The 10635-nt window shown below is 72.8% G+C and carries 11 protein-coding genes; 6 read left to right on the forward strand and 5 right to left on the reverse strand.

All coding sequences use genetic code 11. The annotated features are described in order from the left end of the window. Positions 1 to 93 precede the first annotated feature (93 nt). Positions 94 to 1470: a hypothetical protein gene (locus IEX47_RS09240; RefSeq protein ID WP_188783705.1), complete on the reverse strand. Its 1377-nt coding sequence runs from the start codon at positions 1468 to 1470 to the stop codon at positions 94 to 96. 45 nt (positions 1471 to 1515) lie between these two features. On the opposite strand from IEX47_RS09240, the gene IEX47_RS09245 reads away from it, so the two are divergent. Continuing rightward, positions 1516 to 2409, forward strand: coding sequence for a ferredoxin family protein (locus IEX47_RS09245; RefSeq protein WP_188783706.1), 894 nt, complete (start codon positions 1516 to 1518; stop codon positions 2407 to 2409). Here IEX47_RS09245 and IEX47_RS09250 read toward each other — a convergent pair. After that, positions 2384 to 3136: a hypothetical protein gene (locus IEX47_RS09250; RefSeq protein ID WP_188783707.1), complete on the reverse strand. Its 753-nt coding sequence runs from the start codon at positions 3134 to 3136 to the stop codon at positions 2384 to 2386. The two genes, IEX47_RS09245 and IEX47_RS09250, sit on opposite strands and share 26 nt — an antisense overlap. Positions 3137 to 3239: 103 nt before the next feature. On the opposite strand from IEX47_RS09250, the gene IEX47_RS09255 reads away from it, so the two are divergent. Next, positions 3240 to 3863: a hypothetical protein gene (locus IEX47_RS09255; protein WP_188783708.1), complete on the forward strand. Its 624-nt coding sequence runs from the start codon at positions 3240 to 3242 to the stop codon at positions 3861 to 3863. A gap of 46 nt (positions 3864 to 3909) precedes the next feature. On the opposite strand, the gene IEX47_RS09260 is transcribed toward IEX47_RS09255, so the two are convergent. Then, complete coding sequence (locus IEX47_RS09260) at positions 3910 to 4635, reverse strand: hypothetical protein (RefSeq protein WP_188783709.1); 726 nt, start codon at positions 4633 to 4635, stop codon at positions 3910 to 3912. A gap of 257 nt (positions 4636 to 4892) precedes the next feature. On the opposite strand from IEX47_RS09260, the gene dnaK reads away from it, so the two are divergent. From dnaK to IEX47_RS09280, 4 genes are read left to right on the forward strand one after another with little or no spacing between them, the layout of a single operon-like run. Beyond that, positions 4893 to 6734 (forward strand): molecular chaperone DnaK, encoded by a 1842-nt coding sequence (dnaK, locus tag IEX47_RS09265; protein ID WP_188783710.1) that lies wholly within the window; start codon positions 4893 to 4895, stop codon positions 6732 to 6734. After that, a complete protein-coding gene (gene grpE, locus IEX47_RS09270; protein WP_229662749.1) occupies positions 6731 to 7351 on the forward strand; it encodes a nucleotide exchange factor GrpE in 621 nt (206 codons plus the stop codon). Before dnaK ends, grpE begins: the two co-directional genes overlap by 4 nt. A gap of 31 nt (positions 7352 to 7382) precedes the next feature. Further along, complete coding sequence (gene dnaJ, locus IEX47_RS09275) at positions 7383 to 8537, forward strand: molecular chaperone DnaJ (protein WP_188783711.1); 1155 nt, start codon at positions 7383 to 7385, stop codon at positions 8535 to 8537. 4 nt (positions 8538 to 8541) lie between these two features. Beyond that, positions 8542 to 9000 (forward strand): heat shock protein transcriptional repressor HspR, encoded by a 459-nt coding sequence (locus tag IEX47_RS09280; RefSeq protein WP_188783712.1) that lies wholly within the window; start codon positions 8542 to 8544, stop codon positions 8998 to 9000. A 15-nt stretch (positions 9001 to 9015) separates the two neighbouring features. Here the strand turns inward: IEX47_RS09280 and IEX47_RS09285 are convergent, their stop codons facing one another. Both IEX47_RS09285 and lepB read right to left on the reverse strand, forming a co-directional pair. Continuing rightward, positions 9016 to 9678, reverse strand: a complete 663-nt coding sequence (locus tag IEX47_RS09285) for a hypothetical protein (protein ID WP_188783713.1) — start codon at positions 9676 to 9678, stop codon at positions 9016 to 9018. A gap of 48 nt (positions 9679 to 9726) precedes the next feature. Continuing rightward, entirely contained in the window at positions 9727 to 10362 is a 636-nt protein-coding gene (gene lepB, locus IEX47_RS09290; protein WP_229662750.1) for a signal peptidase I, read from the reverse strand. Positions 10363 to 10635 lie beyond the last annotated feature (273 nt).

The following is a 10635-nucleotide window of genomic DNA, read 5'->3' on the forward strand; positions in this document are numbered from 1 at the left end:
TCCTGGCTCGGGAGGGCCCGGAGGCCTGCGTCCCGCGGCAACGAGAGAGGGCCCCGCCGGCTTCGGCAGGGCCCTCTCGCGACGCGGGGTTGGTCAGTCCTCGGCGGAGTGGCGGGTGACCCACTGGGCGAGGACGTAGCAGGCAGCCGTGAGCGGCGGGATGATCAGCACGATCCACCAGTTCGAGATCCAGCTCGCCAGGAAGAGCAGCGTCAGCATCGAGGTCAGGCCGACGGCGAGGAAGCTCGTGCTCGGCGGCTGGGGCACGCGGAAGAGGCGCAGGAGCAGGGCGCCCACCACGACCAGGACCAGCAGGACGAGCAGGAGCACGAGGAACCCGGGGCCACCGCAGGAGTGGACGCCGCGGATCTTCTCGCAGCCCTGCAGGCTCAGCCAGGTCAGCCCGCAGGCCAGCAAGCCGACGAGGAGGCCGACGATCGCCGCACCGACCTCGGGGGCCGTCTCCGGCACGGAGACCATCGGGGCCCGGTCCTTCGGTGGCTTCGGGACGGCCGACGACTTGGGTGCCTTCGGGGGCTTGGGCGCCTTCTCGCGCTTCGGCTTCGCGGCCTTGGTGTCGATGCGCTCCTCGACGTACATCGGGCGCGCGTCCGCCGTCGCCGGCGCCGGCTGGGCCGGAGCGGCGGAGGGCAGGACTGCGGTGTGCTCCACGTCGGCCGGCGGAGCGTACGGCGCGGGTGCGGCCGGAGCTGGAGCGGCGGGGGCTGCCGGCGTCGGCGTGGCTGCCTCGACGGGCGCTACCGGAGCGGGGGGCGTCGGCTCGGTGGGTGCGGGCGGGTGGGGGACCGACGGCTCCGCCGGCGCGATCGGCGCCTCGGGGGCGGGGGCGGGGGCGGCGGGCTCCGCGGCGGGAGCCGGGGCCTCCGCGGGCGCTGCGGACGCAGGCTCCGCAGCGGGCGCACGCCGTCCGAACATGAAGGGCGCCGGAGCGCCGCTCCCCGCCGGGACCACCGGTGGTGCAGCGGGCGCCTGGGGCGCCGCCGGCTCGGGAAGGACGGGCTCCGTCACGGACTGACCGGACGGCTCCGCCGTGGTCGTCGCGTCCGTCGGGGCAGCGGGCGCGGCCGGTGCTGGCGGGGTCGGGGTCGTCGGGGCGGCGCTGCCAGGCGGCGCGAAGCGCGAGGGCTCGGGCGTCGTGGCTTCGGGCGCGGAGACCGGCGGGGGAACCGGAGCAGCCGGAGCGGCAGCCGGAGCGGCGGCAACCGGGGGAGCAGCCGGGGGAGCAGCCGGTGCCGCAGGTGGGGCCGCCGGGGCCTCTGCGGCGGACGCGGGCGCCGTGTCGGACGCAGGCGCTTCCGCGGTGGCGCTCTCGTCGGCCGACGGCGTGGCGGGCTCGGCCGGAGCGGCGCCCTTCTCCTTGCGCTTGCGGCGCAGTCCGAAGGACGGCAGCTCGAGGTTCACCTCGAGCGGCTTGCCTCCGTCATCTCCCTGTGCAGGCTTCTCTCCCATGCCCGCGAGTCTGCCAGATCACACCGGTCCGGCAGGATGTTCGACATGACATCGCCGTACCGCTGCTCGGTCGCAGCCGCCGACCAGCCGATGGCGGGCACGGCCGCGGTCGACGCGGGGTTCCTGCTCGTCGAGCACCCGGGTCCGTGGGGCAACAAGGCGCTCGCCGAGAGCCGGATCATCCCCGAGGAGACCCGCACCCGCCTGGCCGCGAACGCCGACGCGCACGGCGTCCGCGTGCTGCTGATCCGGCGTCCGGGGGAGCGGAGCGCGGCCGGTCCGGCGTACCGCGTCTTCCTCGCGCACCCGGCCACCGGCCGTCTGGACGTGCAGGTGCTGGACGGCCGCGAGGCGCTCGCCGACCTCGACCTCGCGCTGGAGGCTCGCGGCCCCGGCTGGCAGCCGTACGCCGGCCCGCTGCTGCTGGTCTGCACCAACGGCCGCCGCGACGTCTGTTGCGCGGAGTTCGGGCGTCCGGTCGCGCAGGCGGTCGCCGCGCAGCTCCCGGAGGAGACGTGGGAGACCACCCACCTGGGCGGTCACCGGTTCGCCGTCGCGGTGCTGACCCTGCCCGACGGCATGTCCTACGGTCGTGTCGACGCGGAGGCTGGTGTCGCGATCGGCGAGGCCGTACGCCGCGGCGAGGTCGTGCCGGCGCACCTCCGGGGCCGCACGGCGTACGCGCCGCAGGTGCAGGCTGCCGAGGTCGCGTTGCTGCAGGAGCTCGGGCTGACCGCCGTCGACGCCCTCGACCTGGTCGCCGACACGACCGTCGAGGGCAGTGGCACGGTCACCTTCCGCTCGGCGGCGGGTGAGCACGAGGTCAGCGTGGTCGCGGAGGCGGTCGCGCCGGCACGACAGAGCTGCGCCGACCTCGTCGAGAAGCCGTCGACGGCCTGGCGCGTGGCCTCTGTCAGAGCTCGGGCCGGTAACGGCTGAGGATCTCGGTGAACCGCTTCGCCGGCACCATCGTCCCGTCGATCGCGAACGTCGACCCGTCGGCGTTGCGGAGCACGACCCGCCACCCGGGTCGACCGGGCCGGCCGCGGACGTGGTCGACGGGGGAGTAGGGGCTGGCAAGGTCCCAGACGCGGCGCTGCCCGGCCTGGGTGACCTCGAGACGCGGGCCCAGCAGCGAGACCGTCGTCGTCACCGAGACCACGCGGAGGAACCACAGGCCTGCCGTCAGCGCGCCGAGGATGAGCGCCACACCGCCGAGGGTCGTGTCGCGGACCGTCCACGCCGCCCACGCGGTGGTCGCGGTGGCCGCCAGCGAGAGCAGCAGGAGCAGGCCCGTGACCCGGCGGGCGAGGCGCCGCGGCCGGGTCTCGATCCGCTCGAGGTCGTCGGAAGCCGAGGCAGCCGGCGCGGGCACCGCCGGCAGCGGCTCGGGAGCCGCGACGGCGCGCGCCGCCTTCGGCGCCCGGGGGGTCCGCTCCTTCGGGGTCCGCACCTGGGGGGCGCGGGCCTCACGTGGCGCACGGACCTTCGGTGTGCGGACCTTCGGTGCGCGGACCTTCGCGGTGCGTGTCTTCGCCGCACGCTGCGGCTCCAGCGGCGCTGCGGCTGCATCGACCTCGCGTGCCTCCGGTGTGGCGACCGGACCTCCCTGGAGCGCGGTCAGCACGTCGAGTGCCGCCCGGGCATGGTTCACCTGGTTCTCCATCGGGCCTCCCCTCCCTGCCCTCACTGTACGTCCGGATCCCGTTCGGCGGGGCGGTCTGTGCGACGATGGCCCGGCATCTGACCCGACCCCTGGAGCAGCAAGCGTGGACGAAGAGAACGACAGCCCGGTCGCCAACGGCCTGGTGGCGCTGGTCGCCGTCGCCCTCGTCATCGGACTGCTCGCGGCGATCATCGTGCTCCTCGGCACGCGCCTCGTCGGGCTCACCGGTGGAGGCGGCACCTCGAGCGACGGCGTCGCCGCCGGCGACTCGCTCTCGCTCCCGCCGCTGGAGCCCACCGAGCTCGACTCGGGCCTGCTCATCACGCTCGCGCCGGTCCAGAGCCCGTCGGCGACCGCCAGTGACACCCTCGTCCCGGAGGAGTCCGCGACGCCCAGCGCGACGCCCAGCGAGACCCCCAGCGCTGAGCAGAGCGACGGCACGGGCGACCACGACATCTCGCTCCAGGCGGCCGACAGCACGCTCAAGGCCGGCGACGAGCTGATGCTCAGCGGCACGTACCACGGAGGCGAGGGCGCGGTCCTCGACATCTGGTACGACAAGGACAACGAGGGCTGGCAGGAGTTCAACCTCGACGCCAACGTCTACGGCGGCGTCTTCCAGGCCTTCGTCACGACGTACAAGAGCGGCACGTTCCTGTGGCAGGTCCGCGACGCGGAGACCGGCAAGCGCTCCAACGAGGTTCGCGTCCAGTACTCCGCCGACTGACGCGCTGGCCCCTCGGCATCGGACGGCTCCGGGCGGCCCCGGCCGGTCAGCCGGCTTCGACGTCCGGTCCGCGCGTGAGCTCCCAGGCGAGCTCGGCCCGTAGCCAGCCGGTGGTCGCCCGGCGGTAGCGGAGGCCGTCGACGCCGGCCTCCACGACCACCCAGCCACCGCGGCCGTGCAGCAGCCGGACCACCCGCGTACGCCGGCCCGGGGCGCTCACCGTCAGCGTCAGGTCGCCGTCCACCCGCTCGAGGGAGGCGATCTCGTCGGGGACGTCGCTCCAGCCGAGCTGGTCCAGGACCGTGCGGCGCGCGCCGCCAGCGCCGCCACCCGCGCCCTCGCGCAGCGCGGCGAAGACGGCGCCGACCCTCGCGGTGGGTAGCGCGACGACCGGCGGACTGGCGTCGTTGCCCCGCAGCCCCGGGACCAGGCGGAGGACCGACTCGACCATGCCGGTGGTTCCGCGCCCGAGCTCCAGCCCGGGCACGACGCCGACGTGGCTGCCGTCGCCCGGTCCGGGCACGAGGGTGCGCACCGCCGAGGCGTGGGCCACGCCGCGGCGCGCGACGCGGCCCAGCCAGGCCTGGCCGCCGCACGACCCGAGCACGTCGACGGTCACGTCCCCGGCCGCCAGGACCGCCACGGTCGTCGTCCACTCCCCGGTGGTGGACGGGCCCGTGATGAGCGGTGCGAGCGGTCCGGAGAAGCTGGCGCCCGCGCCGCGTGCAGCAGCTGCCCACTGCTCCTCGGTCAGCTTCACGTGGGTGGTCACCGGGGCTCCACGCGCCGGGACCGGGGTTCGGCGTACATGGGCCGAAGGTAGGCGGGGTCCGGGCCGGAAGACCATGGGGAGAACTGCCCGGGGGCGGGAATGATGAGGGAAAGACCTGCGTTGCGAAAGACGAACAAAGTTGAGTTGAACGGACTCAAGTTGTTTGTCAGACTGTCCACCAGAGCGGCAGGATGGCCGCATCAGAACTTCCCGGACCAGCAACGGCTCCGGGTCCGCACCACACACGGAGGAACCCCATGGCCCGCGCAGTCGGCATTGACCTCGGCACGACGAACTCCGTCGTCGCCGTCCTCGAGGGTGGCGAGCCCACCGTCATCGCGAACGCCGAGGGCGCTCGCACCACCCCGTCCATCGTGGCGTTCGCCAAGTCCGGCGAGGTCCTCGTCGGCGAGGTCGCCAAGCGCCAGGCGGTCACCAACGTCGACCGCACCATCCGCTCGGTCAAGCGCCACATGGGTGAGTCCTGGACCACCCAGATCGACGACAAGACGTTCAACCCGCAGCAGATCAGCGCCTTCATCCTGCAGAAGCTGAAGCGCGACGCGGAGGCCTACCTCGGTGAGCCGGTGACCGACGCGGTCATCACCGTGCCGGCGTACTTCTCCGACGCGCAGCGCCAGGCGACCAAGGAGGCGGGCGAGATCGCCGGCCTCAACGTCGCGCGCATCGTCAACGAGCCGACCGCCGCCGCGCTGGCCTACGGCCTCGACAAGGGCGACGACCAGACGATCCTGGTCTTCGACCTCGGTGGCGGCACGTTCGACGTCTCCCTGCTCGAGATCGGCGAGGGCGTCGTCGAGGTCAAGGCGACCTCCGGCGACAACCACCTCGGTGGCGACGACTGGGACAACCGGGTCGTCCAGTGGATGGTCGACAAGTTCAAGGCCGCCCACGGCGTCGACCTGGCCGCCGACAAGATGGCCAAGCAGCGCCTCCAGGAGGCCGCGGAGAAGGCGAAGATCGAGCTCTCGTCCTCCAGCGAGTCGCAGATCCACCTGCCCTACATCACCGTCGGCGCCGAGGGTCCGCTCCACTTCGAGGAGAAGCTGACCCGCGCGGAGTTCCAGAAGATCACCGCCGACCTGCTCGAGCGCACCAAGGTGCCGTTCCAGAACGTCCTCAAGGACGCCGGCGTGCCGGTCAACGAGATCGACCACGTCGTCCTCGTCGGTGGCTCGACCCGCATGCCCGCCGTCAGCGACGTCGTGCGTGAGCTGCTCGGTGGCAAGGAGCCCAACAAGGGCGTCAACCCGGACGAGGTCGTCGCCGTCGGCGCCGCGCTCCAGGCCGGTGTCCTCAAGGGCGAGGTCAAGGACGTGCTGCTCCTCGACGTCACCCCGCTCTCGCTCGGCATCGAGACCAAGGGCGGCGTCATGACCACCCTCATCGAGCGCAACACCACGATCCCGACCAAGCGCTCCGAGATCTTCACGACCGCTGACGACAACCAGCCGTCCGTCGAGATCAAGGTCGCCCAGGGCGAGCGCCAGATGTGGGCGCAGAACCAGCCGCTCGGCAACTTCGAGCTGACCGGCCTCCCGCCGGCGCCGCGCGGCGTGCCGAAGATCGAGGTCACCTTCGACATCGACGCCAACGGCATCGTCCACGTCTCCGCCAAGGACCACGCGTCCGGCCGCGAGCAGTCGATGACCATCTCCGGTGGCTCCGCGCTGGGCAAGGACGAGATCGACCGCATGGTCCGCGAGGCCGAGCAGTACGCCGAGGAGGACGCCAAGCGTCGCGAGGCCGTCGAGGTCCGCAACCAGGCCGACACCCTCGTCTACTCGACCGAGAAGTTCCTCTCCGAGAACGGTGACAAGGTCCCGGACGAGGTCAAGACCGAGGTCCAGGCCGACGTCGACGCGCTCAAGGCGCTCCTCGACAACGCCGACGCGTCGGCCGAGGAGCTCACCGCGGGCGTCACCAAGCTCGGTGAGTCCTCGCAGAAGATGGGTGCCGCGATGTACGCCGCCGCCGAGGCCGACCAAGCCGCTGCGGGTGGCGCCAGCGAGGCCACCGGCGACGCCGACGACGACGTCGTCGAGGCCGAGATCATCGACGAGGACGAGTCCAAGTGACCGATCAGCCGCTCAACCCGGAGCCGCCGCAGGACGAGCCTGCGGCGGCCCCGGAGGGTGACGCCGTCGCGGCCGAGGCCGGCGCTGCCGCCGAGCCCCACGGCTTCGGTGACGACGCTGCCGAGATGGCCAACGAGACCGAGGTCGAGGCCGACTTCGCCGGCAGCCAGTCGCAGTCCGACGAGCTCGCGCTCGCCCGGATGGCGCTGGAGGAGCGCACGCTCGACCTCCAGCGGCTCCAGGCCGAGTACGTCAACTACAAGAAGCGCGTCGACCGCGACCGTGAGGTCGTCGCCGAGAACGCGACGTACAAGGTGCTCAGCCCGATCATCGACGTGCTCGACACGATCGACCGGGCCCGCGAGCACGGCGAGCTCGAGGGCGGCTTCAAGGCCGTCGCCGACCAGCTCGAGCGCGTGGTCAACAACCTGGGCCTGACCCGCTTCGGTGAGCCGGGCGACGCGTTCGACCCGCAGCTCCACGAGGCGCTGACCCACCTCGGCACCGACGCCGAGGTCACGGTGACCACCTGCCAGCACATCGCCAAGACCGGCTACAAGATCGGTGACCGCGTCGTCCGCGCGGCGCAGGTCCTCGTGGTCGACCCGGTCGAGTAAGAACAACGGAGCAGGGAAGGGAGGTGCGCGCATGAGCGCGAAGGCTGACTGGGCGTCGAAGGACTTCTACGCCGAGCTGGGCGTCAAGAAGGACGCCACGCAGGACGAGATCAAGAAGGCGTATCGCAAGCTGGCGCGCGCCAACCACCCCGACTCCAACCCCGGCGACAGCGCCAAGCACGAGAAGTTCAAGTCGGTCGCCGAGGCCTACGACGTCGTCGGCGACCCCGAGAAGCGCAAGCAGTACGACGAGCTCCGCGCGATGCCGGCGGGCTTCCCCGGCGGCTTCGGTGGTGGCGGCTTCGGCGGCGGTGCACAGGGCTTCGACCTCAACGACCTGCTCCGCGACCGCGCCGGTGGCGGGGGCGGCGGCTTCGGCGACATGTTCGGTGACCTCTTCGGCGGTGGCGGGCGCGCCCGGCCGCGGCCGCGGAAGGGCGCCGACCAGGAGACGACGGCGACGCTCTCGTTCACCGACGCCATGGAGGGCGTGACGATCAGCCTGCGCCTGGCCAGTGACGCCCCGTGCGCCACCTGCCACGGCAGCGGCGGCAAGCCGGGCACGCGCCCGCACGTCTGCCAGACCTGCCAGGGCTCGGGCTACGTCACCGTCGGTGCCGGTGGCGCCTTCGCGATGAACGAGACCTGCCCGACCTGCCAGGGCCGCGCGATGGTCTACGACGAGGCGTGCCCGACCTGCCACGGCTCCGGCCGCGGGACGTCGTCGCGCACCATCCAGGCCCGCATCCCCGCAGGCGTCAAGGACGGCCAGCGCATCCGCCTGCGCGGCAAGGGCGCGCCGGGCGACAACGGTGGCCCACAGGGCGACCTCTACGTCTCGGTGAAGGTCCGCCCGCACCGGATCTTCGGCCGCAAGGACGACAACCTGACCCTCGAGGTGCCGGTGTCGTTCGACGAGGCCGCGCTCGGTGCCGAGATCAAGGTGCCCACCCTCGGTGGCGCGCCGGTGACCCTGCGCCTGCCGGCCGGCACCCCCAACGGCCGCACCTTCCGCGTCCGCGGCAAGGGCGTGAAGAAGGCCGACGGCAGCCAGGGCGACCTGCTGGTGACGGTCGAGGTCCACGTCCCGGCAGTGCTCGACGCGGCCGCCCGCGAGGCGGTCGAGGCCTACCGTGCGGCGACCGCCGACAAGCCGCTCCGCACGAAGCTCTTCGAGGAGGCGTAGCCCGATGGCCGCCACACGTCGTCCGCAGGGGGTACCCGGCCCGGCGCCGGACGCTGCGGTCTACGTCATCTCCGTCGCCGCGGAGCTGACCGGCCTGCACCCGCAGACGCTCCGCACGTGGGAGCGGCTCGGGCTGATCACCCCCGGGCGCACCGGGGGCGGCGGTCGCCGCTACTCCGCGCACGACATCGACCTGCTGCGCCAGATCTCCGAGCTGACCGCCTCCGGTATCGGCCTCGAGGGCGTACGCCGCATCCTCGACCTCGAGCATCGCGCATCGGCCCTCGTGCAGCGCAACGCCGAGCTCCAGGCCGAGCTCGAGCAGACCCGTGAGGCGCTGCGCCAGGCGCTCACGCGCGCGGGCTCGCGGCCTCCTGCGGCTCCCGTGCAGCCGGGGCGGCTGCCGGTGCTCCGGGCCGACACGGGCTCCTCGGTCGTCGTCTGGCGCCGCGACCGCGGCTGACGCCGTCCGTCCGGCCTAGGGCTTCGCGCCCGCCGTCGCGATGTGCGCCGGGATCGAGCAGCCCTGCTCGCCGTTCGGGCAGGCGGTGATGCTGCGGACCCAGTGGTCGACCTTGTCGGTCAGGTCCGTGCCACTCGCGGGTGGCGCGTAGGAGACCACGTCGAAGCCCGCCCACCACGTCGTGCGTGCCTTCTCCAGGCCGGGATCGGTGAAGACCTTGGGGTGGGAGCGGATCCAGGTGTCGGCGTCGACCGGCGTCTGGAACCAGAGGACGAAGAGCGCCCCGTGCGCGGCGACGGCAGCCGGGTCCTCGGCGTTGGTGACGACACCCATCACGCGGTAGTCCCGCGGGGCCGGCAGGTTCACGGCCTGTGCCAGCCTGCGCTGGAACGCCGTCGCGCGCAGCCACGGCCCGTCGCCGCGGCCGGGGCGCCAGTCCTGCCGGACCGTGAGCCCGAGGTCGGTCCCGGCCTGCTTCTCGAGGCGGTGCGCCCACTCGTCGGGGACGGTGCTCGGGGGGAGCTGACGGTGGACGATCGTCACCCCGGCGTACGGGTCCTCACCGGCCTCGAGGCCGAGCTTGAGGTGCTTGGTGACGGCGCCGTAGGCGAACGGCGCGATCGCCACGACGACGACCAGGCCGAGGACGGCGAGCAGGACCTTCACGCGGGCAGACACGGTCGACATGGTCGCGCAAGACGGCCGCTGCCCGTGTCATCCGATCGGTCATTTCTGCGCGGCATGGGCAACCTTCGCGAGGCGGGCGGGGTTCGGCACGCGGCCGAACGAGCCGAGCGGCTGGAGCCGCCGGTCGAGGACACCGCCGATGTCAGCCTTCTTCACGAAGCCGTAGGTGCGGCTGTCGTCGGAGCCGCCCCAGTTGTCGCCGAGCAGCCAGTAGGAGCCCGCAGGCACGACCACGCGCGTGGTCGCGGTGCCGGCGGTGCCGTCGGGGTTGCAGCAGGGCGCGGTGCGGTCGCCCACCTGCTCGCTCCACCGCCCGTTCTCCACGACGTACGCCGTGCGGGAGCCGGCCGGCGTGAGCCTCACGACCGGCTTCCCGTCGGCGAAGGAGACGGAGACGGTGTCGCCCGGAAGACCGACCACGCGCTTCACGACCGGGGACTTCGCGACGCCGACGCGGGCCTCGACCAGGTCGAACCGGTGGACGTCGCCCCTCCTCCAGAACTGCACGAGCAACCGGTCGCCGTCGTGCACGGTCGGCTCCATCGAGTGCCCCTTGACGTGCACCGAGAAGGCGAGCGCGGCGACGATCGCCAACAGGGCAAGGAGAAACGCCACCAGGGCGCTCCAGCCGAGCACGTGGCGGACTGCTCCCGCCTCCCCGCGAGTGCGTCCCATCATCGAGTCCCTCCCTGAAACCCAGACGAAAGTAGGGGTCCCCAGTGCGACCCAGGTCACTTGGACGCTCAAGGAACTGTGGCGTACGTTACCCCTCAGCAGCCGTGGTCCGATTCGTCTGGGGAGAGACGAATGCGAGGACCCGGCCGGGTAGGGAGCCCGGTCGACACCAGCGGCTCGGGAGGTTCCGCGCCGCGGTCAAGTCCCTAGGCGTGGTGTACGAAACGAATCCTCCGTCGGGCGTGTCGCTAGGCGCTGATGGCGACCTCCTCG

This window comes from Nocardioides phosphati, from assembly GCF_014646375.1.
In the GTDB taxonomy this organism is placed as follows: Bacteria; Actinomycetota; Actinomycetes; order Propionibacteriales; family Nocardioidaceae; genus Nocardioides; species Nocardioides phosphati.